Here is a 21,096-nt window from a genome sequence, read left to right as displayed (position 1 = left end):
CCGTGTCGGAAGGTCGTCGAATGTCCACGCTCCACGACGAGCAGATCCCCTCGCGCGAGAAGGTCCTGATCGTCGGCGCCGGCCCGGCCGGACTCGCCGCCGCCGCCGCCCTGCAGGCCCTCGAGGTCCCCTTCGACCTGGTCGACCGGGCCGCGCACGTGGGCGGGATCTGGAACCCGGACCGGGAGGACTCCCCGGTGTGGCCCGCCCTGGAGATGGTGTCCTCGCGGGACTTCACGCAGTTCGAGGACATGATCCAGCCCGCCTCCTATCCGAGCTTCCTCGACCCGGTCCGGATGGCGAAGTACCTGCGCGCCTATGCCGCGAAGCATCGTCTGACCGAGCACTTCCAGCCGCGCACCGAGGTGCGCTACGCGCGCCCCTTCGGGGAGGGGACCTGGCAGGTCGAGCTGTCGAACGGCCAGGTCCACGTGTACCGGGCCCTGATCGCGGCCCATGGCATCTCCCAGCGGCCCCACCGTCCCGCGTGGGCCCGCGAGCTGCCGCGCACCACCCGGGTGCTCGACGCCCGCGACTGGACCGGGGGCGACGGCCTGGAGGGCCTGCGCGTCGTCGTGGTCGGCTCGGGCCAGTCCGCCGCCGACATCGCGGTCGACGCGGCCCGCCGCGCCGGATGGGTGCACTGGTCCGTGCGCAGCGGCCACTGGATCCTCCCGCGTCGCATCGGCCCGGTCCCCGGCGACGTCCTCGCCTCCCGCGAGCCCGCCCTGCTGGGCCGCGTGAACGCCCGGATCGCGGATCTCGTGGCGGAGCGCGCCGTGGGCGATCCGGCGGACCTGGGCCTGCCGCGCCCGGCGGCCGATGTCCTCGACGACCGCGCCATCGTCTCCGACGACGTCGCCGACCGGATCCGCGAGGGCCGCATCACCCCGGCCGCGGACGTGGTCGGCGTGGACGAGGAGGGCCGGCTCCGCCTCGCCGACGGGTCCGTGCTCGCGGCCGATGTGGTCATCCTCGCGACCGGCTACGAGCTGGGCGCCGACTATCTGTCCGATGACCTCCTGCCCCGCACCGCCTCGGGCAGTCCGGACCTCTTCCTGGGCGCCTTCCCCCGCTCGCGCGACGACCTCGTGCTGCTGGGCCAGGTCCGGGTGACCGGCGGTGTGCTGCCGGTGCTCGTCGAGCAGGCCGACGTGGCCGCCCTGTTCCTGCGCGCCGTCCGGGACGACGCCCCTGCGGCCGAGGCCTTCCGCCGCCTTCGCAGCGGAGCCGATGCCTCTGTGCGCCGCCGCACCGTGCCCGATCAGGGTCTGCTGGGGCGCCTGCGCGGCGCCCTGGACACGGCCTCCGAGGCGCGGCGTCGCATTCCGGCCCCCGATTCCGGGGTCGCCGAAGGGCTCGTGCCCTTCGTGGACCGCGACGAGCTGCTCGAGCGCCTGCGCGCCGCCCGCTCCGTCCTCAGCTGAGGACGGGACGGCGCCGCCGGGTCGCGATCACCGTCCCGGCCAGGGCGAGCACCCCGAGGGCCGCGGCGATCGCGCCGCCCTGATGCTGGTCGGCGAGGGCATCGGTCCGCCAGGTGCGGCCCATGGCGCCGAACCAGCTGGCGAGGATCAGGTCCCCGCCCACGGCGAGCAGGCTCCCTCCGATGATCAGCACCATCGGCGGCAGGCCCAGGATCAGCAGCGCGCGCCCGCGGTCCGGCACCGGGGAGGCAACGGGCCCCGCCCCGGCGGGTGCGCCTCCGCCCGAGATCAGGCGGAGCGCGAGCACGGGCGCGGCTCCCGCGATCGTGGCCAGCAGCAAGAGCATCAGATGCGGGGCATGCCCCTCGAGCGCAGGCCGCAGCAGCCGCGGCGTGGCGTAGATCCCGGCGAGCACCAGCAGCGGCGCGGTCCCGAGGCCCGCGGTCACGAGGACCCGCGGCCATGACGGCTGCGCGCCGGGCACCGGGGCCCATCGGGACCGCAGCGTCTCGGGGAGCGTGAGGAGGGCGCCGAGCGGCGGCCCCACCAGCAGGAGCAGCAGCACGTGCTCGAGCAGATGCGCCGAGAACAGCACCTTCGCGTAGACCGCCACGGCGCTCGAGGTGATGAGCACCATCGCGGCGCACGCCCCCAGGAGCAGCCGGGTCGAACGCATCGGCCGCACCGGCCCCGAGGGGCGCCACCAGATGAGCAGCAGCGCCGCGGCCGCGGCGAGGGCGAAGGCGTCCGGCCGCCAGGTCGCGAGCAGCGTCGGGACGGTCGGCGCGCCCGGCAGCGGATACCCGCTGAGGATGCCCGCGGGGCTGGTCAGGGGCGGGGCGTCCTGGGCGGGAGGAGGCGAGCTGGACATGGCGGCGGCCAGGGCGACGGCGAGGCCCATCAGTCCCAGCTCGATCACCGCGAGACGCCGGTACTCGGCGATGCCGGCCCGCTCCGCCCCGTCCCGCTCCCCGCCGCGTCGCAGAGCGGCCGCGGGCGCGGCGGCATCGGCCCGGACCCGGTCCGCGAGCACGCGGCGCTGGCGGAGCCCGAACAGGCCCAGCAGTCCGAGCAGGACGGCCTTCGCGACCCCGATCTGCACGTACATGCTGGTCAGAAGGTCCCCCGGACCGGTCATGCGGACCGCGAGCGCCCATACCCCGCTGAGCAGCAGCGCCGTCCAGGCGATCAGCGCGAGGTGGGAGAAGCGGCGGATCACGGCGGCGGAGTCCCGCTCCTCGTCCGCGGGGAGCAGCTGCAGGACGGCGAGCGCGCCGATCCACATGCCCATGGCGAGCAGGTGCACGAGCATCGTCGACGTCGCGACCTCGTGGTTCGCGTCCCCGGAGGCGTGGCCGGTCATCGCCTTGGCGAACAGTCCCGCAGCGGTGAGGACCGCGACCGTACGGGCGAGCGGCCGGGAGGAGCCGAGCAGCGCGACGGAGGTGGTCAGCGCGGCGATCGCGACGCCGGCGATGAGCCACACCCCGAGGTCGGTCCCCAGGAACACGGCCGCGTCGGAGCCGAAGCGCTCGGAGCCCAGCGGCTGTCCGGTCGCGATCGCGTAGGAGAAGCCGAGCGCGAGCGACTGGCTGACCGTCCACACCCCCGCGCAGATCGCTGCGACGAGCAGGGCGCGGGCACGGGCGGCGTCCCCGCGCACGATCCAGCCGCCGATGAGGCTGCCGCCGAGGGCGAGAGCGGCGGACAGGTCCGCGACGACCGCCGCGGCCGGCGCCCCGTACCGGGCCAGGACGCCCGCGTCGACGAGGACGATGTTCGCGCCCGCGGCGCGTGAGGCGGTGACGGCGGACAGCGCGCAGAGCAGTCCGATCGCGAGGACGACCCCGAGGATCAGGGCGGGGCGGGGCGGGACGGGACGGGACGGGGCGCTCATGAGGCGAGGACCAGGCCGAGCCACAGGGCCGCCATGCCCGAGCCGATGCTCAGGACGAGGTATCCGACGCCGATCACCGGCATCCGTCCGCGAGCCAGGTCGACGACCTCGAAGGCGACGGTGCTGAGGGTGGACATGGAGGCGCACAGCCCCGTGCCCAGCAGCAGGTACGCGTAGCGGGCGATGCCCTCGCTCGCGGCGCCGAGCTGGGTGACGAACACGCCCAGCAGGAAGGTCGCGAGGATATTGGCGAGGAAGGTGGGCCAGGGGACCAGGTCCCGCAGGATCGAGGGGCGCTCATCGCGTGCGCGCAGCGATCTCCAGCCCTCCGCGATGCCCCAGCGGGCCAGGGCTCCGGCACCTCCGCCGATGCAGACCAGGAGCAGGGCGAGCGCGGGGTTCATCGCACATCCTTCGAGGAGTCGTCGACGGGGGTCTCGTCCTCGCCGGAGGACGGGCTGGTGCGTCCGCCCGTGCGCCGGCGCGGGCGTGCGACCGTGGGGCGGGGAACGCGCGCCGGGCGGCTGCTCGACGGGCGCATGTGCGGGCCCATCCGCGCCCAGCCGCGGGCACGCGCCGCCACCCGCCCGATCATCAGCCCGAGGAGGATGCCCACCAGCGCGGCGAGCATCGTCGTGCTCGCGTACAGGAAGGCCAGACGCGGGAAGCCGGCTCCGACCATCGCCGAGCCCTCGAGCACGACCGTCGAGAAGGTTGTGAACCCTCCGAGCACCCCGATGCCCAGTGCGGGGCGCAGCCAGTCCGGGGCATCGCGGCGCACCTCGAGGCCGCCGGCGAGCAGCCCCAGCCCCAGAGCGCCCACCACGTTCGCGACCAGGGTCGACCAGGGCAGCTCGAACAGCGTGGGGGTCGCGGTCGAGGGCATGAGCAGGTCCAGCACGAAGCGGAGCAGGCTGCCGACCGCTCCGCCGCCGGTCACGAGCAGGGCGACCTGCCAGCGCGGCAGCGGCGAGCGGGCCTGCTCCGGCCCCAGGACCGCGGAGGCGTCCGCGATGCTCAGCGCCGCCATCTCGACGGTCTGCATGCGCGGGTCGTCACGGCGGCGCGGCGTGGGCGGAGAGGTCACCGGACCAGGGTACCCAGCCTCTCCCCCGCCTCTCCCAGCCCCGCTGATCTCCTCACCACCGGTCTCCGGGCCCGCTCGTACCTCGCGCGACCTCCGGCCGGAGCCTTCGTCGATCAGCCCCAGACCAGACCCAGCTCGGGCTGCTCGAGGACGGCGGAGACGTCGCGCAGGAGCTCCGCGCCGAGGGCCCCGTCGATCAGGCGATGGTCGAAGCTCAGGGCGAGCTGGGCGACCTGGCGGGGGACGATCTGGCCTCCCACCACCCAGGGCTTCTCCTTGACCGCTCCCATGCCGAGGATCACGGATTCTCCCGGGTTGAGGATCGGGGTGCCGGAGTCGATGCCGAACACGCCGAAGTTCGTGATCGTGATCGTGCCCTCGCGGGTCGCCGAGAGCGGGGTCCGACCGGCCCGCGCGGTCTTGGCCAGGTCGTTGATCCCGACCGCGAGCTCCCGCAGCGTCAGCAGGTGCGCATCCTTGATGTTGGGGACGATGAGCCCGCGCGGGGTCGCCGCCGCGATGCCGAGGTTCACGAAGTGCTTGTAGACGATCTCCTGGGCGGCCTCGTCCCAGGAGGCGTTGACCTCGGGATTGCGACGGATCGCGACGAGCAGCGCCTTCGCGACCACGACGAGCGGCGAGATCTTCACATCGGCCCATTCGCGCGAGGCCCGCAGCCGCGTCACGAGCGCCATCGTCGCCGTCATGTCGATCTCGTTGAAGACCGTCACGTGCGGGGCGGTGAAGGCGGAGGAGACCATCGCCTCGGCGGTGCGCTTGCGGACGGAGCGGATCGGCACGCGGGTCGTGCGCTCGTCGCTGGTCACCCCGGAGAACGGCTGCGAGGAGCTCGACTTCATGGCGCCCGCGAGGTGCTCGGGCGCCTGCGGGGACTCATCGGGGAAGTAGTCCCCGTCGTGCCCGTGCACGACGTCCCCGCCGATCGCGCGCTGCTGCGCGGCCAGCACGTCCTCCCGGGTGACGGTGCCGTCGGGGCCGGTCGCGAAGACGTCGGCGAGCGCGATGCCGAGGTCGCGGGCGAGCTTGCGCACGGGCGGCTTGGCGAGGATCCGGTCGATGGGGACCTGCGTGTCCGCGGCGGGCTGGACCTGCCTGCGGCGGCGTCGCTGCGGGGTGCTCGAGGCGCCGTAGCCGACCAGCATCTTCGGCTCGTCCTCGCCGCGGGCGGGCGCGGCGGCAGAGGGCTCAGCAGGAGAGGGCTCAGCAGGAGAGGGCTCAGCAGCGGGCGGCGCCGATGCCGAGCGCGCGGGGCTCCCGGGGGCCTCGGCGGGCACGGTGGCACCTGCCGCCTCGGACGCGGGGGCGGGGCCGTCCGGAGCGGGACCCCCGTCCGTGTCGACCTCGATCAGCGGCGCGCCCACAGGCACCTCGTCGCCGACGGCGACCAGGATCCGGGTGACGGTGCCGGCGACGTGGCTCGGCAGCTCGACGGCGCTCTTCGCGGTCTCGACCTCGATCACCGGATCGTTGATGGCGATCGAGTCGCCGACCTTCACCTTGACGTCGATGATCTCCGCCTCGGTGAGGCCCTCGCCGGGATCGGTCAGCGTGATCAGCACGAGAGTGGTCATGGTGCGGATCCTTTCATGTGCGAGGACGGCGGACCGTCAGTGGGCGAGGACCCGGTCGACCCCGTCCAGGACGCGATCGAGGTCGGGCAGGTAGGCATGCTCGGTGCGCGCAGGCGGGTACGGGGTGTGGAACCCGCCGACCCGGAGCACCGGTGCCTCCAGATGGTAGAAGCACTCCTCCGCGACGCGCGCGGCGATCTCCCCGCCGATCCCGCCGAGGACCGGGGCCTCGTGCACGATCAGCAGGCGGCCGGTGCGGCGCACCGAGGCGGTGATGGTCTCCATGTCGACGGGGGCGAGGGAGCGCGCGTCGATCACCTCGACGTCGGTGCCGTCCTCGGACGCGGCCGAGGCGGCCTCCAGGGCCAGCGGCATGCTGGGTCCCCAGGCGAGCAGCGTGAGGTCCGTGCCGGGACGGGCGACGCGCGCCTGCCACGGGGAGAGCTCCGGGCGGGCATCGGTGTCGACGTCGCCCTTCATCCAGTACCGGCGCTTGGGCTCGAGGACGATCACCGGGTCGTCGGACTCGATGGCCTGTCGGGTCATCCAGTAGGCGTCGTGCGCGGTCGCCGGGGCGAGGATCCGCAGGCCCGCGGTGTGCGCGAACAGCGCCTCGGGGCTCTCGGAATGGTGCTCGACCGCGCCGATCCCGCCGCCGTGCGGGATCCGGATGACCATCGGCATCCGCACGCGCCCGCCGGTGCGATAGTGCATCTTCGCGACCTGGGTGGTGATCTGGTTGAAGGCGGGGAAGACGAAGCCGTCGAACTGGATCTCGACCACGGGGCGGTAGCCGCGGAAGGCGAGGCCGACCGCGGTGCCGACGATCCCGGCCTCGGCCAGCGGGGTGTCCACGACGCGCTGGGAGCCGAACTCGGCGTGCAGGCCGTCGGTGACGCGGAAGACGCCGCCGAGGACGCCCACGTCCTCGCCCATGATCATCACGTGCTCGTCGGCGCGCATCGCATCGCGCAGGCCCGCGGTGATGGCCTTGGCGATGGGGAGCTGGACGATGCTCATCGGCCGACCTCCTCGGTCTCGTCCTCGAACTGGGCCAGGTGCTGGGCGTAGGCCTCGCGCTCGGCCTCCACCACGGGATGCGGCTCGGTGTAGACGTTGTCGAACAGGACCATCGGATCCGGATCCTCCATGCCATGGATGTGGTGGTGCAGCTGCATGGCGAGGTCGTGGGCCTCCTCGTCGCAGGTCGCGACGTAGTCCTCGTCGATCGCGTCCAGCTGCTCGAGGTGGCGGCGCAGGCGGAGGATCGGGTCCTTCGCGGCCCACGCCTCCTCCTCGGAGCCGGGACGGTAGCGGGAGGCGTCGTCGCTCGTGGTGTGGGCGGCCATGCGGTAGGTGAGGGCCTCGATGAAGCGCGGCCCCTCCCCTGCGCGCGCCGCGTCCAGCGCGATGCGCACGGCGCCCATGACGGCGAGGACGTCGTTGCCGTCAACCCGCACCGAGGGGATGCCCCAGCCGCGCGAGCGCTGGGCCAGCGGCACCCGGGACTGGACCTCGGTCGGCACGGAGATCGCCCACTGGTTGTTCTGCGTGTAGAAGACGACCGGGGCCTGGAAGGAGGCGGCGAAGGTGAAGGACTCGGAGACCTCGCCCTCGCTCGAGGCGCCGTCGCCGAACAGGGCGAGCACGGCCGTGTCCTGCTCGGCGTCCCCGGTGCCGACGAGCCCGTCGCGCTGCAGGCCCATGCCGTAGCCGACGGCATGCGGCGCCTGCGCCCCGAGCACGATCATGTACGGATGGGTGCGCAGCTCGTGCGGGTCCCAGCCGCCGTGGCTGATGCCGCGGAACATCTCCAGCAGGCGCCAGGGCTCGATCCCGCGGGCCCAGGCGATGCCATGCTCCCGGTAGGTGGGGACGAGATAGTCCTGAGTCCTGGCCGCATGGCCGGCACCGATCTGAGCGGCCTCCTGGCCCAGTGCGCTGGCCCAGAGCCCCAGCTGGCCCTGGCGCTGCAGGCTGGTCGCCTCGAGGTCCGCGGCGCGGATCATGACCATGTCGCGGTAGTAGCCGCGCAGGGCCTCGTCAGTCGCCAGGGAGCCCGCCTCCAGGACGGCGTCGAACTCCTCGTGCCGGCTGCGGGTGCCGTCCGGGGCGAGGAGCTGGACCATGGGCTCATCGGCCGCGACGGCGGGGATCGTGGTTCGGAAGACGCTCACGACGGTAGCGTAACTTACGGGACCGTAACGTCAAGGGCGACGCCGCGCGAGCCGCCGCGATCACATCCGGAGGCTCCGACGCCGCGGAGCGGCTCCGCGGATTCCCGAAACGATCGCGAAACCTGCGAGGCGAAGCCTCGACCCTCCGCGCTCCCATGCCACGATGGCGATATGGCCCACATACTCGTCGTCGACGATGACCCCGACATCCTCGAGCTCGTCACGCTCAAGCTCCGCTCGGCCGGCCACAGCGTCACCGCCGCCGCCTCCGGGGAGCTCGCCCGCGACGCCCTCGCAGCCCATCCCGACATCGAGCTCGCCGTCGTGGACCTGATGCTCCCGGGCATGACGGGAACCGACCTCGTCCGCGCGCTGCGCGCCGAGGGCTCGACGCTGCGAGTCCTCATGCTCACGGCCCGCAGCCAGGAGCGCGACCTCGTGAGCGGCTTCAGCGCGGGCGTCGACGACTACCTCACCAAGCCCTTCTCCCCTCGCGAGCTCGCCGTCCGCGTGCAGGCGCTGCTCGGACGCCGATGATCTCCGCGCTGCTCTCGCCCGCCCTGCTGTGGACGGTCCTCGCCGCCGTCTGGGCCCTCGTCCTCCTCGCAGCCCTGGCGGCGTTCACCGTGCATCTGCTGCAGCGGCGCGCCGAGAGCCGGAGGGACCGCCTCGACGGCCAGGCCCGGCCGCTCGTGACCCGTTTCGTCCTCGCCGAGGGAGATGCCGAGGACCCGGAGCTGCGCGCGACCCTGCGAGGCGCCGAGGGTGCCCTGGGCGACCGGATCGACGAGAGGCTCCTGTCACTGCTCGGCACGCTCACCGGCGACGCCCGCGAGCGCATCGTCACCCTGCTCGTGGACCGCGGGCATCCGCAGCGGCTGCGCCGGCGCGCCCGCTCCTCCCGACACCTCGTGCGCGCGTCCGCGATCCGCGCCCTCGGGGCCCTCGCCCTGCCCGCGGACCGCGAGGAGCTCCGGCGCGCCGCCCGGGATCCCTCCCCCGTCGTCTCCGCCGTGGCCGTGCGGGCGCTCGGAGCCCATCCCTCCCCGGCCTCGACCGAGGTCGTGCTCGAGCTGCTGCGCACCGGCGGCGCGATCCCGCACCTGGTGCTGGTCAACGCGCTCATCGACCAGGGAGCCGGTGACGCCGCGGCGCTGGCCCTGATCCGCTCCGGGCTCTCCGACCCGACCACCCGGGTGCGCGCCGCCTGCGCGCAGGCGCTCGGCGAGCTGACCAGCACGGCCGATGCCCCCGAGCTCGGGCAGCTGCTGCGTGTGGACCCCGCCGGGGACGTCCAGCTCGCCGCGGCGACCGCGCTGCGCCGCGTGGGCCGGGCGAGCTCGGTGCCCGCTCTGGTCGGCGGCACCCGCTCCCGCCTCGGCCCCGTCCGTCTGCAGTCCGCGCTCGCGCTGCTGGCCCTCCCCCGCGATCTCACCGAGGCGCCGCTGGCCGAGCTCGCCCGGCGACAGGACCCGCTGCTCGCCCCGCTGCTGCCGGGCCGCGCCGAGCGGGATGATCAGGACAGGAGCTGAACCGATGGGCCCTTCGGACCTCGACGCCGCCGCGATCGTCCGCGCCGTCCTGCTGTGGACCGCCGTCCCCACCCTGCTGTACTTCCTCGCGATCAGCGTGCTGCACGGGGCCCTGGTCCTCGCCGGCTGGCGGGACATGCGCTCCTCGACCGCGCGCCGCGAGGTGCTCGACATCGGTCAGACGGCGACCGCTCCCGTGTCGCTGGGGCTGAGCGTCGTCATGGCCGCGTACAACGAATCCGCCGTGATCGCCGAATCGGTCCGCTCGGTGCTCGCGCTCGACTATCCCGATCACGAGGTGATCGTCGTCAACGACGGCTCCCGCGACGACACCCTCGAGGTGCTGCGGCGCACCTACGACCTGGTGCCCAGTCAGCGCCAGGTCAGCCCGGGCGGCAGCCTGGCGGTGCGCGGCGCGATCCGCGGTGTGCTCGAGGCCCGCGACCCCTCGATCCCGCTGATCGTCCTCGACACCGAGAACTCGGGGCGGGCCGATGCCTCCAACGCCGGGCTCGCCGCGAGCACCAAGGACCTCGTCGTCTTCTTCGACGCCGACTCCGTCCTGGACGCCGATGCGCTGCTGCTCGCGGTCCAGCCCTTCCTCGACGATCCGCTGCGCATGGTGTGCACGGGAGGGAACATCCGCGCCGTCAACGGCTGCCGCGTCGTGGCCGGGCGCGTGACCGCGCAGGGCATGCCGCGATCCTGGCTCGCCCGGCTGCAGGTGCTCGAGTACCTCCGCGCCTTCTCCCTGGGGCGCGCCGGCTGGTCGCGGATGGGAGCGCTCATGCTGATCTCCGGGGCTTTCGGCGTGTACCGCCGGGATGTGCTCCTCGAGGTCGGCGGGTTCGACGCGGACACCATCGGGGAGGACTTCGAGCTGACCCTCGCGATCCATCGCCGCTGCCGGAGCCGGCGGCGCCCCTACCGCATGGTCTTCGTGGCCGAGCCCACCTGCTGGACCGAGGTGCCCGACACGCGCGCCGTGCTGAAGCGGCAGCGCTCACGCTGGCATCGGGGCCTGTGGGAGGTGCTCTGGAAGCATCGGGGGATGCTGCTGAACCCGCGCTACGGGCGGATCGGCATGCTGGGGCTGCCCGTGTTCTGGCTCTTCGAGCTGCTGGCGCCGCTGTTCGAGCTGGTGGGCCTGCTCCTGATCGTCCTCGCCCTCGCCGTCTCCGCGATCGACCCGGTCCTGACCCTGGTCACGCTCGGGATCTCGCTGGGCGCCGGTATCCTCGTGAGCGTCGCGGCGGTGCTGATCGAGGAGGCCGCGCACCGACGCAGCACCCGCGGGAGGGACCTCGCGGTCCTGTTCGCCTGCGCCGTCCTGGAGAACCTGGGCTACCGCCAGCTCACCGCGCTGTGGCGCCTGCAGGGATGGTGGCAGGCGCTGCGCGGCTCGGCGCCGTCGTGGGGCGAGATGACGCGCACCGGCTTCACATCGACGCCCTGAGCCGCGACGGCTCAGGTGCGGGCGAGCGGCAGGACGAGGGAGACGGTCGTGCCCTCGCCGAGGACGGAGCTGACCTCGACCTCTCCGCCGTGGGCGCGGAGGATGCGACGGGTGATCATGAGGCCCAGCCCGTTGCCGGAGATCCCTGCACGGGTCGCGCTGCGGGCACGGAAGTACGGGGTGAACAGGGAGTCGAGGTCTGCGGAGTCGATGCCGATGCCGGCGTCGGCCACGCGCAGACGCGCCTGACCCTCCTCGATCGCGAGGCTCAGGGTGATCGTGCCGCCCTCATGGGAGTAGGTGACCGCGTTGGAGAGCAGGTTGTCGACCGCCTGACCCAGCCGTTCGGGGTCGACGTTGACCAGCTCGACCTCTTCCTCGAAGCCGCGGCGCTCGATGCGCAGGTGCCGGGCCGCGGCGCGCGGGGCGATCGCCTGCAGCTGCTCGTCGACCAGCCGGGTGAGGCTCGTGCGCATCTCGGGGGCGCTCGCCGATCCGATGTGGTCGGTGCTCGTGCGCGCCGTCTCGAGCAGACCCATGATGAGGCTCCGCAGACGCACCACATTGCGGGAGATCACCGCCAGATGGCTGCGGACGAGCTCCGCATCGAGCATCCCCCGCCCCTGCTCCGCGCTCTCCTCCGCCTCGTCCTCGAGCAGCTCGACGTATCCGGCGATCGAGGTGAGCGGCGTCTTCAGCTCGTGGGAGATCCCGGCGAGGAACTGCTCCTCCTGCAGCACCGCGGCGAGCGAGGTCGTCACATCGTGGACGACCATGAGCATCCTCCCGTCGTCGAGGCGTGTCGAGGAGACCGACAGGGCGATCCGATCGCCGCCCGCACGGGTCCATACGGCCTGGCCGTCGAGCTCGACCCCCTCCCGCACCCGGCGCAGCGGATTGCGCTCCGGGCGCACCGGGCTGCGGCCGTTCTCGGAGAACACGGGGTCGGCCAGGAGCGCCTCGATGGGCACGCCGCGACCGGGACCGGTCAGCCGACCACGGGTGCGCAGGCTCCCGTCGGTCTCCACGACCACCTCGACGGCGCCGATGGCATCGGCGATCAGGGCGTTGCGCCGGCTCGTCTCCTCGAGCCGGGAGACGATCGAGGCGACCACCATGCCCAGCGCGAGGACGAGCAGGAGGGAGGAGACGCCGCGGGCGAGGACCGACACAGCGCGCTCGGGCTCGACGAGCAGGAGCCCGGCCAGGATCGACAGGAGGCACGCCGCGGCTCCGAGGGCGACGCCCCGGTAGCGCATCTGGGCGGCGAGCCACACCGCGGGCAGCGTCATGAGGCTGCCGCGCAGAACCGGCGCGTCGAGGTAGCCCCAGCGGGTGACCCCGATCGCGAGCAGGTCCAGCACGGGCACGAGCACCAGGATCCAGCGACCGGCTCGGTCGGCTACCGCCGATCGTCCTCGCACCATCAGCACGCCGATCACGAGCAGCACGGTCAGCGCGTGCACGATCACGTCGCCGCTGTAGAACAGGGCGGGCCGGTCCACATCGGCGCGCCCGATCAGCAGCAGCCCGATCGCGAGGCATGCGGACAGGGTGAGCTGGTGCCCCAGCGCGAGCGAGGGCTGGGCGACGAGCACCCCGGAGGGGGCCTCGCGCAGGGCGCGCAGGACCGTGCGGAGAGGACCGGGACCTCGACCTTCGGTGATCACGTCGCGAGCCTACCGGCGGCGCTCCGCGACGAAGGTCGGAGGCGGACGGGGACCATCGTCCAGAGCCTGCGCGCGCTCGTTGTCCCGCGCTGACGGCAGGAGGAGCATCGGGGCATGGACACCTCCTCGCCGATCACCGGTCCTGCCGCCGCCACGCCCCCGCCCCTCCCCCGCACCCCGGTCCCGCCGTACATCGCCGGCCGCGTCCCCTGGAAGGCCGTCGGCATCTACGTCGCGATCTCCTGGGGCATGCTGTGGGTGTTCGCGCTCCCGTTCTGGTGGCTGCCCCGCGGGATCGCCGATCCGCTGTTCACCCCCGTGATCGCGGTCGGCATGCTCTCCCCCGCGATCGCCTCGCTGATCGTCGCGAAGGCGATCGAGAGGACGTCCTGGCGCACCCGGGTGGGGCTGCGCTTCCGCGGCCGATGGAAGGCCCTGCTGGTGTGGACCCCGCTCGCGGCGCTGCTGGTCCTCGCCGCCCATGCGATCGCGGCCGTGATCATGGTGCTGCGCGGCGTGCCCGGGGATCTCACGGGCCGCAGCTGGGCGCAGCTGGGGGCGGCGCAGCTGAGCGAGGCCGCCGGGACGGAGATCGGCGCGGGCGCCGCGGTCACGGTCATGCTCGTCTCGATGCTGGTCGGGATCCTCATCACGGCGGTGCCCGCCCTCGGCGAGGAGATCGGCTGGCGGGGCTGGCTGTGGCCGGCCTTGAAGCCCCTGGGCCTGCCGCGCGCGGTGGCGCTCGGCGGCATCATCTGGTCGCTGTGGCACCTGCCGATCATGCTCATCGGCTACAACTACCCCGGCGCACCGCGCGCGGCGGCGATCGCCATGTTCCTCGTGCCCTGCATCGCGATGAACCTGCTGTTCGGGGCGATCACCGAGCGTGCGAAGGGGAACCCGATCCCCGCGGCCTTCGCGCACGCCGCGCTGAACGCGGGCCTCGGCACCATGCTCGGGATCTTCTCGACACAGGCGACCGCGGCGCAGCTGAACCTGTTCCTGGACACCGCCCTCGGCCTGATCGGCGCGATCGTCATCGCGTGCCTGGGCGTGCTGGTCATGCCGTGGGGACGGATCCGGGCCGCGCGGGAGCGGGCGCGCTGAATCAGATTCGCCGCCGGTGCCGCTCCCGCCACACCTCGCGCCAGGCGGGGACGCGGATGCCGTGCTCGGCCATGCGATGGCGCAGGGCGCGGCGGGTCACGAGCATCCCGGCGATCCCGGCGACGAGGAAGGGCAGCTGCACGGCGAAGGCGAGACGGAAGGCCTGCAGGTCGTAGTTCCCGTCCGGGCGCAGCGCATCGAGCACGACGCCGATCAGCAGGATGCAGATCAGGCCGCCCAGGAACCCGCCGGTCAGCACCAGGCCCGTCGCGGTGCCCAGACGGTTGCCGGGCAGGGAGGTGCGCGGGAAGTCGAAGCCGACGGAGGAGCCGGGGCCGCCCACGGAGAAGCCGATCACCAGCAGCAGGAGCAGCCACAGCGGGGCGGGCCCGGGCCACAGGAGCAGGGCCACCAGCGGCACGGAGCTCGCGAGGATCACCAGGATCACGAGCGTGGAGCGACGCAGCGGATGCCGCTGGGTGAGCGCCCCGATCAGCGGCCCCGCCGCGATGCCCACGAGCACGTACACGGTCATCACCGTCCCGGCGAGGCCCTGGCTGAGGCCCTCTCCGGCGGTCAGGTACGGATACCCCCACATCATGGCGAAGGCGATGCCGGGGAATCCGGAGGCGAAGTGGGTGAAGAAGCCCAGCTGCGTGGCGGGGTGGCGGACGATCGCGGCGATGTCCGCGGGCAGGCGCCGCACGCTGGGTCGGCGGCGCGCGTCCCCGGTGCCGGGCGGTGCGTCCCGCACGACGGCGAGCGCGATCGCCGCGGCGAGCACGGCGACGCCCGCGGCCGCGGAGAACGCCGGGGTCCAGCCGAAGCGGCTGAGCACCAGGACGAAGGGCACCGCGGAGAGCACCTGCCCCAGCTGTCCGACGATCCCGGTCAGCTGCGTGAGCACGGGCACGCGCGAGGCCGGGAACCAGGCGGGCACGAGGCGGATCGCGCTGGTGAAGGTCAGTGCGTCCCCCGCGCCGACGATCACGCGGGCGAGGATCGCGATCCCCACCTGGTCGGAGACGGCGAGCACCATCTGCCCTCCCGCCATGAGCAGGGCGCCCGCGGTGAGGGTGGCCCGGGCACCATAGGCGTCCAGCAGCACGCCGCCCGGTATCTGCGCGAGCGCATAGACGAGCAGCTGGACCACGACGAAGGTGGCGACGATCGAGGCGGAGGTGCCGAAGCGGTCGGCGGCCTCGAGGCCGGAGACCCCGAGGGTCGTGCGCTGCAGGACGGCGGAGGTGTAGGCCAGCAGACCCGCACCCCAGACGATAGAGGGCCTCACGCGCGCTGCCGCCTCTCCTGTCCGGCCGATGCCCGGGCGGCCGCCCCGGTCACGACGCGGGCGGCTCCGGTGGGGATCCTGCCTCAGCATGCGGCGCGCGGGCGGGGGCGGCCGCGGGCTCCATCGGCTCCGATTCTGCCGCATCGGGCTCCTCCGGCGCCTCGGTGCCCGCGGCCCGCAGGGCACGGCGGCGCACGAGCAGCGCCGCCACGGCGACCAGGACGAACGGTGCGACCACGATCAGGACGACGAGCCCGATCACGGCGAGCAGCGTGAGCGGCCGTGTCGATCCGCCCGTGGCGATCTGCACGGCCCCCAGGATCCCGACGAGGAGGATCGCGACGGCTCCGCCGAGTGCGAGGACGCCTGCGGCGAGCGACACCGCCGCGGCGCGGCCGGCACGGCGTCGCGTGCGCGAGGGCACGGGCGCCCCGGGGGCGGCGAGGATCGCGAGGATCGCGCCGGCCAGGAGGACCGGAACGCCGAGCCCGGAGGCGAGGATCGGCCCCAGGGCGCTGAGGCTCGCATAGGCGGTGAGCTCCGAGCGGAAGGCGGCGCCGGGATCGGGATGATCGATCGAGAAGGCGGGCCCGGCCCGCCAGCCCTCGTTCTCGCAGGTGATCGTCGAGGTCCCGGCGGGTGCCTCGAAGCTCTCCACCCCGTAGTGATCCACGCCGTCGATCCGCATCGTCTCGAGGGGATCGGTCCCGGTGCGCATCGGCACGTCGGCGCCCTGCGGGTCGGTCAGCGTGCACGTCCCGTCGGGGAAGGGCCCTCCCGCGGGGTAGAAGACGCCGATCAGCCCCGGCGACTCGAGGGTGATCTCCATGGGTCCCACGACCTGCGGATACGTGCTGCCGTCGGCCGATGGCGTACCCGCATCGCGCACGCCCGATGCCACGACGATCCCGGCGAGGACGAGGGCGAGGACGCCCAGCAGGAGCAGAGAGGCCCCCAGGCGCAGCAGGCGCGCCTGCCAGGCCCAGAGCTTCGGCGTCGAGCTGGGCGTCCTCGCGGCGGTCATCCCTCGATCTTGGCGGCCTCGACCTCAGCCGTCAACGCCGCCAGGTCCAGCGGCGCCTGGTCGACGTCGAGATCCTGCACCGGCAGCGGGCATTCGCCCAGGTCCGGGATGGGCAGGCGCGCGCCGCCCTCGTTCATCGACCGGTGCGCGATGATGCCGGGCAGGGTGTAGCGCGCGGCCCGCCAGGCGTTGACGACGGGCTGGGCTCCGGCCTCGACGGCGCGCGCGAAGTCGTCCACCAGGAAGTGATGGGCGCCCTCGTGCCCGTTGGGCATGCCCTGGAACTCCTGCGGGAGGCGGGCCTGGTGGTGGGAACGGGCGGCACCGGCGACGAAGGCGTCGCGCAGGGTCGGCGAGACGTCCGCGAGGCGCGGATCGTCCAGGCTCATCGTGCTCTCGGTGCGGATCAGGTCGGTGACCTCGAGGGCGTCGCGCTTGTCGTGCCAGTAGGTGACGTCGATGGTCTCCTCGAAGCTGGACTCCTCGCCGAAGAAGCGGAAGCGGGACTCGCGCTTGTGGCTGGGGTAGCCTACGCGGCGCAGCTCGTTGGTGCGGAAGGCGCCGCCGTTGTCCATCTCGAACAGCGCGAAGGCGTTGGAGACGTCGTTGCCGAACATGGACACGTCCTTGTCGAAGACGCCGTCCCCGCGCGTGTCCGGACGGCCGATGCAGGAGACGGACACGGCGTGGCGGTCCCCGAGGACGCCCAGCACGCCGCCCACGGCATGGGTCGGGTACAGCATGGGCGGGTAGGAGGCGGTGGACTTCCAGGCCTCGCCGCCGGAGTACTTGTACGCGTCGTAGAAGCCGAGGTCCATGTCGTGGACGTAGTCGCCCTCCGCGTAGAAGACCTCGCCGAACACGCCCTGCTGATGGAGTCGGCGCGCGAGGACGACCGCGGCGTTGTACTGGCTGGTCTCTCCCATCATGTAGACGAGGCCGGTGCGCTCGACCTCGGCGCAGATCCCGCGGATCTCCTCCTCCTCGATCGCCATCGGCACTGCGGAGTAGACGTGCTTGCCGGCCTGCAGCGCCTGGATCGCGATCTGCCCGTGGGTCCAGCGCTGGGTGAAGATCGCGACGGCGTCCACGTCGGAGGCGAGCAGGTCCTCGACGGTGTCGAAGCGGCCGGCGAAGGACAGGCCGCGCTCCTCGAGGGCGTCGATGCGCTCCGGGACCGCGTCGACGGCATAGACGGCCGAGATGTCCGGGTGCGCGGAGAACAGCTCCGCGAAGTGCGTGCCGAACTGTCCGATGCCGATGATGCCGAGGGTGAACGACATATTTCCTCCTTGAAACTAAGTGACGGGGAAACGCTACGTCACCCCGCCGCGCCGTGCAAGACACCGCGGTCGTCCATCCTCGGCTGGGAGAATGCCCGGATGAGCCCCGCCTCCTCCCGCCCCCGCGAGATCCACCTCGGCTGGTCGGGGACCGCCGCCCGCATCGCCCGGGACGGGTACAGCGAGCACGGCTGGGTCCTCGCGCTGGACGGGCGCGAGCAGTCCCACGTCGACCTCGAGGACCCCCGCACCGTCCGGCACGAGTACCTCGCCCGGATGACCTGCATGGTCGATGCCCTCCGTCCCGTCGGCGCCCCGCTCACGACGCTCCACCTGGGCGCCGGGGCGCTCACCCTGGCCCGCTACCTCCAGGTCACGCGCCCCGGCTCGTCGCAGGTCGTCGTCGAGATCGAACGCGAGCTGCCGGGCTTCGTCATGGACCGGCTCCCGCTGCCGCCCGGCACCGACCTCCGGGTCGTGATCGGAGACGCCCGCGAGCAGCTGGCCCGGATGGAGAGCCTCCGCTTCGACCTCATCGTCCTGGACGTCTTCACCGGCGAGGAGTCCCCGACGCATCTGGCCTGCAGCGACTTCTACGACGAGGCGATCGCGCACCTCTCCCCGGGCGGGGCGCTGCTGGTGAACATCGGCGACGACGCAGGGCTGCGCTTCTTCGCACGGCAGGCGCGGCAGCTCGAGACGGCCGCCGAGCGCGCGGGAGTCGGCGGTGCCTGGACCCTCTGCGCCGAGGCTCTGCTGGACCTGCGCACCGAGGGGAACCTCGTGGTAGGGATCGGGAACGGGCTCGCCGTCGCCGAGCCCGCCGCCCAGCAGGCGGCATGGATCGCGGCCGGGCCGCACCCGGCCGCGGTCCTCGATCCCGACGAGACCGCGCAGCTGGTCCGGAGGATCGAACGCCGCTGATCCCGCCTCAGGCGCGGAGGAACTCCCCGGCGACCTCGATGCTGCGGTCGTTCGCCGCGACCTCCGCGATCGTGATGCGGACGCCGTCCACGCCGTAGGCGCGTACGACCAGACCACGGGCATCGGCGAAGGCCGCGAACTCGGCGCTGCGCTCCCCGAGCGGCAGGAAGACGAAGTTCCCCTGCGAGTCCGGCAGCTGCCATCCCTGCGCGCGCAGGACGGCGAGGACCCGGCTCCTCTCGCTCCGGATGAGCGCGGCGCGCTCCTCGAGCTGGGCGGCGGCCGCGGGCTCGAGCGTCGCCAGCGCCGCGGCCTGGGCGAGCAGGCTCGCCCCGAAGGGCACCGTCACCTGGCCCAGGGCACGGGCGAGCCGGGGGTGCGCAACCGCGTAGCCGATCCGCAGCCCCGCGAGCGCCTGCATCTTCGAGAAGGTGCGCAGCAGCACCACGTTCCCGTGCTCCCGGAACAGCCCCGCCGAGTCCAGCACCGTCCCGGGATCGTGGAACTCGCGGTAGGCCTCGTCGATCGCGACCACGACGTGCTCGGGCACCGCGGCGAGGAACTCCCGGACCGCCTGCGTCGTGAGCGCCGGGCCGGTGGGATTGTTGGGCGTGCACAGGATCACCAGCCGGGTGCGCTCGGTGATCGCGGCCGCCATCGCCGACAGGTCGTGCTCGAAGGTCTCCGTGAGCGGGACCGTCACCGACCTGCCGCCGTGGCTGCCCACCAGGATCGGGTAGGCCTCGAAGGACCGCCAGGCGAAGACGACCTCGTCGCCCTCGTCCACCAGGGCGCGCACCAGGTCGCCGCTCACGGCGACCGACCCGGTGGACACCGCGATCTGCTCCGGAGCCACACCATGCATCTCGCCGAGCGCCGCGCGCAGATCCAGAGCGGCCATGTCCGGGTACCGGTTCGCCCCGGCGAGAGCGGCGACCACCGCCTCCTGTACCGCGGGCAGGGGCGCGAAGGGCGACTCGTTCGAGGAGACCTTGAAGCGCATGATGCCGTCATCAGCCGCCGGGCGGCCGGGCACGTAGGCGGGCAGCGCGTCGAGGGCGGAGCGCAGGCGGATCTGCTCGCGCACGGGCGCGGCATCGAGGGCAAGAGCATCGGGATCGGACATGCACCCAGGGTAGGTCGATCGTCGGCGGACGGGACGCCCCGTCCCGCACCTCTCCGGTCCCGCGTGCCAGGATAGGGACATGCGATTCCTCGTGCACCTCATCGTCACCGGCCTCGCGCTGTGGCTGACCGCCCTCATCCTTCCGGGGATGCACCTCGGAGGCGGCGGCACCTCGGCCCTGACCGAGATCCTCACGATCCTCGCGATCGCCCTCGTCTTCGCCCTGGTGGACGCGATCGTCAAGCCGATCGCCTCCCTGCTCGCGCTGCCCATCACCTGTGTGACCCTGGGCCTGTTCCAGCTGGTCGTCAACACGCTCATGCTGCTGCTGACCAGCTGGCTCTCCGGCCTCTTCGGGCTCACCCTGCACTTCGACTCCTTCTGGTGGGCGCTGCTGGCCGGCATCATCATCGGCATCCTGAGCGCGATCGTCGAGGGGATCATCGGCGTGGACCGCGAGGACGGCTGACCCGGGGAGAACCCGCCCCGATCCTCCCCTGGAGCACCCCCATGCGTCCTTCCTCCTCCTCGTCCCCGGCGTCCTCGCCGCTCGCGGCCTCGCCCCGGCACGCCCCCGACGCGCCGCGACGTCGATCGCTCCGCGCCGCGGGGGCGGTGCTCGCGCTGGGCGTGCTGCTGCTCGGCGCCTGCTCGAGCCCGACCGACCCCGAGGAGACCGCATCGGCCCCGGCAGGAGCATCCGACGGCGGTGCGCAGACGCCCGCCCCGGAGCCGAGCGCCGCGGGCACCGACGGTTCCGCATCCCCCTCCTCGGCGGCCCCGCCCCTGGAGTGCGGCACCACGGGCGAGAACGAGCTCGTGATCCTCGTGCTCGAGGGCGAGGTCGACTGCGCGGAGGTGCAGGACATGTACGCGGCCTACGAGCCCGCCGACGATGTGCTCCGGCCGGTCGAGGTCGCCGGCTGGACCTGCGGCTGGGAGATGTGGCCCTCCCCCATCGGCCAGGACCTGTTCACCGACTCGGTGCGGTGCACGAAGGACGACCAGCGGGTGCGCGCCGGGGCACCGGGCACCGTGCCGCTCCCGGGCGTGGGCGTCGAGCCCGTCGGCGACTGGGCCTTCACGCAGTCCGACGGCGGGAACTGGTACGCCTTCACCGTCCCCGGCACCGATCTGGTGTGCTCGATCCAGCCCTCGCCCGAGGGCGGGCGCGGCCTGGTCGGCTGCATGGGCGCCTTCCCCGGCGCCGACCCCGTCGAGGGCCCCGGCGAGCAGGTCGAGCCCAACGGCGCGGCCCTCGTCGAGGGGGACGAGGAGGCGAGCGGCCTGCACTGGTACGGGGACCCCGCCTTCATCCCGTTCCGCCTGGACGGCAGCGGATTCGAGGAGGACCTGCCGCAGCTGCCCGTGGGCTCGAGCATCTACGCCTATGGCGTGGTCTGCGCGGTGCCCGCGGAGGGCACCGTCGACTGCACCGCCGGCGAGGACCGCATGTCCCTCGCGCCGGCGAGCGGGTCCTACGACCTGCCCTGATCAGCCCGG

19 protein-coding genes are annotated in these 21,096 nt (G+C 73.2%); 8 read left to right on the top strand and 11 right to left on the bottom strand.

The annotated features are described in order from the left end of the window. Window positions 1-20 precede the first annotated feature (20 nt). Window positions 21-1,427, top strand: a complete 1,407-nt coding sequence (locus ACFFF6_RS08385; RefSeq protein ID WP_376979908.1) for a flavin-containing monooxygenase — start codon at window positions 21-23, stop codon at window positions 1,425-1,427. Here ACFFF6_RS08385 and ACFFF6_RS08380 read toward each other — a convergent pair. The 6 genes from ACFFF6_RS08380 to ACFFF6_RS08355 form a co-directional block, all read right to left on the bottom strand. Next, entirely contained in the window at window positions 1,420-3,324 is a 1,905-nt protein-coding gene (locus ACFFF6_RS08380) for a CopD family protein (protein WP_376979907.1), read from the bottom strand. The genes ACFFF6_RS08385 and ACFFF6_RS08380 overlap by 8 nt on opposite strands. Next, window positions 3,321-3,728 (bottom strand): fluoride efflux transporter FluC, encoded by a 408-nt coding sequence (locus ACFFF6_RS08375; RefSeq protein ID WP_376979906.1) that lies wholly within the window; start codon window positions 3,726-3,728, stop codon window positions 3,321-3,323. The genes ACFFF6_RS08380 and ACFFF6_RS08375 overlap by 4 nt, the downstream gene beginning before the upstream one ends. Continuing rightward, the gene (locus tag ACFFF6_RS08370; protein ID WP_376979905.1) at window positions 3,725-4,411 is read right to left on the bottom strand and encodes a fluoride efflux transporter FluC; all 687 of its coding nucleotides are present in this window, start codon (window positions 4,409-4,411) and stop codon (window positions 3,725-3,727) included. The genes ACFFF6_RS08375 and ACFFF6_RS08370 overlap by 4 nt, the downstream gene beginning before the upstream one ends. Before the next feature lie 113 nt (window positions 4,412-4,524). Beyond that, window positions 4,525-6,003: a dihydrolipoamide acetyltransferase family protein gene (locus ACFFF6_RS08365; protein ID WP_376979904.1), complete on the bottom strand. Its 1,479-nt coding sequence runs from the start codon at window positions 6,001-6,003 to the stop codon at window positions 4,525-4,527. A 36-nt stretch (window positions 6,004-6,039) separates the two neighbouring features. Further along, the gene (locus ACFFF6_RS08360) at window positions 6,040-7,023 is read right to left on the bottom strand and encodes an alpha-ketoacid dehydrogenase subunit beta (RefSeq protein WP_376979903.1); all 984 of its coding nucleotides are present in this window, start codon (window positions 7,021-7,023) and stop codon (window positions 6,040-6,042) included. Then, window positions 7,020-8,132, bottom strand: coding sequence for a thiamine pyrophosphate-dependent enzyme (locus ACFFF6_RS08355; RefSeq protein WP_376979997.1), 1,113 nt, complete (start codon window positions 8,130-8,132; stop codon window positions 7,020-7,022). The genes ACFFF6_RS08360 and ACFFF6_RS08355 overlap by 4 nt, the downstream gene beginning before the upstream one ends. 219 nt (window positions 8,133-8,351) lie before the next feature. On the opposite strand from ACFFF6_RS08355, the gene ACFFF6_RS08350 reads away from it, so the two are divergent. Genes ACFFF6_RS08350 through ACFFF6_RS08340 form a run of 3 tightly spaced genes read left to right on the top strand, consistent with a single transcriptional unit; the run spans window position 8,352 to window position 11,168 of the window. Further along, complete coding sequence (locus tag ACFFF6_RS08350; RefSeq protein ID WP_376979902.1) at window positions 8,352-8,717, top strand: response regulator transcription factor; 366 nt, start codon at window positions 8,352-8,354, stop codon at window positions 8,715-8,717. Next, window positions 8,714-9,712: a HEAT repeat domain-containing protein gene (locus ACFFF6_RS08345; RefSeq protein WP_376979901.1), complete on the top strand. Its 999-nt coding sequence runs from the start codon at window positions 8,714-8,716 to the stop codon at window positions 9,710-9,712. The genes ACFFF6_RS08350 and ACFFF6_RS08345 overlap by 4 nt, the downstream gene beginning before the upstream one ends. A 4-nt stretch (window positions 9,713-9,716) precedes the next feature. Next, a complete protein-coding gene (locus ACFFF6_RS08340; protein WP_376979900.1) occupies window positions 9,717-11,168 on the top strand; it encodes a glycosyltransferase family 2 protein in 1,452 nt (483 codons plus the stop codon). Window positions 11,169-11,179: 11 nt separating this feature from the next. Here the strand turns inward: ACFFF6_RS08340 and ACFFF6_RS08335 are convergent, their stop codons facing one another. Beyond that, window positions 11,180-12,838 (bottom strand): sensor histidine kinase, encoded by a 1,659-nt coding sequence (locus tag ACFFF6_RS08335; protein WP_376979899.1) that lies wholly within the window; start codon window positions 12,836-12,838, stop codon window positions 11,180-11,182. A 114-nt stretch (window positions 12,839-12,952) separates the two neighbouring features. Here ACFFF6_RS08335 and ACFFF6_RS08330 point away from each other — a divergent pair, with 114 nt between their 5' ends. Further along, the gene (locus ACFFF6_RS08330) at window positions 12,953-13,945 is read left to right on the top strand and encodes a CPBP family intramembrane glutamic endopeptidase (protein ID WP_376979898.1); all 993 of its coding nucleotides are present in this window, start codon (window positions 12,953-12,955) and stop codon (window positions 13,943-13,945) included. Between the two features lies 1 nt (window position 13,946). Here the strand turns inward: ACFFF6_RS08330 and ACFFF6_RS08325 are convergent, their stop codons facing one another. The 3 genes from ACFFF6_RS08325 to ACFFF6_RS08315 are packed head-to-tail and all read right to left on the bottom strand — an operon-like array spanning window position 13,947 to window position 17,543. Beyond that, the gene (locus ACFFF6_RS08325; protein ID WP_376979897.1) at window positions 13,947-15,236 is read right to left on the bottom strand and encodes an MFS transporter; all 1,290 of its coding nucleotides are present in this window, start codon (window positions 15,234-15,236) and stop codon (window positions 13,947-13,949) included. 49 nt (window positions 15,237-15,285) lie between these two features. Further along, window positions 15,286-16,260: a hypothetical protein gene (locus ACFFF6_RS08320; protein ID WP_376979896.1), complete on the bottom strand. Its 975-nt coding sequence runs from the start codon at window positions 16,258-16,260 to the stop codon at window positions 15,286-15,288. Continuing rightward, window positions 16,257-17,543: a Gfo/Idh/MocA family protein gene (locus ACFFF6_RS08315; RefSeq protein WP_376979895.1), complete on the bottom strand. Its 1,287-nt coding sequence runs from the start codon at window positions 17,541-17,543 to the stop codon at window positions 16,257-16,259. Before ACFFF6_RS08315 ends, ACFFF6_RS08320 begins: the two co-directional genes overlap by 4 nt. Before the next feature lie 99 nt (window positions 17,544-17,642). On the opposite strand from ACFFF6_RS08315, the gene ACFFF6_RS08310 reads away from it, so the two are divergent. Next, the gene (locus ACFFF6_RS08310; RefSeq protein ID WP_376979894.1) at window positions 17,643-18,467 is read left to right on the top strand and encodes a spermidine synthase; all 825 of its coding nucleotides are present in this window, start codon (window positions 17,643-17,645) and stop codon (window positions 18,465-18,467) included. Between the two features lie 7 nt (window positions 18,468-18,474). Here ACFFF6_RS08310 and ACFFF6_RS08305 read toward each other — a convergent pair whose 3' ends face one another. Then, the gene (locus ACFFF6_RS08305) at window positions 18,475-19,593 is read right to left on the bottom strand and encodes a histidinol-phosphate transaminase (RefSeq protein WP_376979893.1); all 1,119 of its coding nucleotides are present in this window, start codon (window positions 19,591-19,593) and stop codon (window positions 18,475-18,477) included. Window positions 19,594-19,672: 79 nt separating this feature from the next. Here ACFFF6_RS08305 and ACFFF6_RS08300 point away from each other — a divergent pair, with 79 nt between their 5' ends. Together ACFFF6_RS08300 and ACFFF6_RS08295 are read left to right on the top strand one after the other, a co-directional pair. After that, window positions 19,673-20,062, top strand: coding sequence for a phage holin family protein (locus ACFFF6_RS08300; protein ID WP_376979892.1), 390 nt, complete (start codon window positions 19,673-19,675; stop codon window positions 20,060-20,062). A 41-nt stretch (window positions 20,063-20,103) separates the two neighbouring features. Then, the gene (locus ACFFF6_RS08295) at window positions 20,104-21,087 is read left to right on the top strand and encodes a hypothetical protein (protein ID WP_376979891.1); all 984 of its coding nucleotides are present in this window, start codon (window positions 20,104-20,106) and stop codon (window positions 21,085-21,087) included. Window positions 21,088-21,096: the final 9 nt, after the last annotated feature.

This window comes from Brachybacterium hainanense, assembly GCF_042434575.1.
Taxonomy (GTDB): domain Bacteria; phylum Actinomycetota; class Actinomycetes; order Actinomycetales; family Dermabacteraceae; genus Brachybacterium; species Brachybacterium hainanense.
The sequence above is the reverse complement of the archived record's forward strand: the minus strand, read 5'-3'. Positions and strand labels throughout refer to the sequence as shown.

What these genes read in the sequence shown, in the direction of transcription:
- ACFFF6_RS08385 (WP_376979908.1), top strand. Translation starts at nt 21, where the DNA reads ATGTCCACGCTCCACGACGAGCAGATCCCCTCGCGCGAGAAGGTCCTG.
- ACFFF6_RS08380 (WP_376979907.1), bottom strand. Translation starts at nt 3,324, where the DNA reads ATGAGCGCCCCGTCCCGTCCCGTCCCGCCCCGCCCCGCCCTGATCCTC.
- ACFFF6_RS08375 (WP_376979906.1), bottom strand. Translation starts at nt 3,728, where the DNA reads ATGAACCCCGCGCTCGCCCTGCTCCTGGTCTGCATCGGCGGAGGTGCC.
- ACFFF6_RS08365 (WP_376979904.1), bottom strand. Translation starts at nt 6,003, where the DNA reads ATGACCACTCTCGTGCTGATCACGCTGACCGATCCCGGCGAGGGCCTC.
- ACFFF6_RS08360 (WP_376979903.1), bottom strand. Translation starts at nt 7,023, where the DNA reads ATGAGCATCGTCCAGCTCCCCATCGCCAAGGCCATCACCGCGGGCCTG.
- ACFFF6_RS08355 (WP_376979997.1), bottom strand. Translation starts at nt 8,132, where the DNA reads ATGGTCCAGCTCCTCGCCCCGGACGGCACCCGCAGCCGGCACGAGGAG.
- ACFFF6_RS08350 (WP_376979902.1), top strand. Translation starts at nt 8,352, where the DNA reads ATGGCCCACATACTCGTCGTCGACGATGACCCCGACATCCTCGAGCTC.
- ACFFF6_RS08345 (WP_376979901.1), top strand. Translation starts at nt 8,714, where the DNA reads ATGATCTCCGCGCTGCTCTCGCCCGCCCTGCTGTGGACGGTCCTCGCC.
- ACFFF6_RS08340 (WP_376979900.1), top strand. Translation starts at nt 9,717, where the DNA reads ATGGGCCCTTCGGACCTCGACGCCGCCGCGATCGTCCGCGCCGTCCTG.
- ACFFF6_RS08330 (WP_376979898.1), top strand. Translation starts at nt 12,953, where the DNA reads ATGGACACCTCCTCGCCGATCACCGGTCCTGCCGCCGCCACGCCCCCG.
- ACFFF6_RS08320 (WP_376979896.1), bottom strand. Translation starts at nt 16,260, where the DNA reads ATGACCGCCGCGAGGACGCCCAGCTCGACGCCGAAGCTCTGGGCCTGG.
- ACFFF6_RS08315 (WP_376979895.1), bottom strand. Translation starts at nt 17,543, where the DNA reads ATGTCGTTCACCCTCGGCATCATCGGCATCGGACAGTTCGGCACGCAC.
- ACFFF6_RS08310 (WP_376979894.1), top strand. Translation starts at nt 17,643, where the DNA reads ATGAGCCCCGCCTCCTCCCGCCCCCGCGAGATCCACCTCGGCTGGTCG.
- ACFFF6_RS08305 (WP_376979893.1), bottom strand. Translation starts at nt 19,593, where the DNA reads ATGTCCGATCCCGATGCTCTTGCCCTCGATGCCGCGCCCGTGCGCGAG.
- ACFFF6_RS08300 (WP_376979892.1), top strand. Translation starts at nt 19,673, where the DNA reads ATGCGATTCCTCGTGCACCTCATCGTCACCGGCCTCGCGCTGTGGCTG.
- ACFFF6_RS08295 (WP_376979891.1), top strand. Translation starts at nt 20,104, where the DNA reads ATGCGTCCTTCCTCCTCCTCGTCCCCGGCGTCCTCGCCGCTCGCGGCC.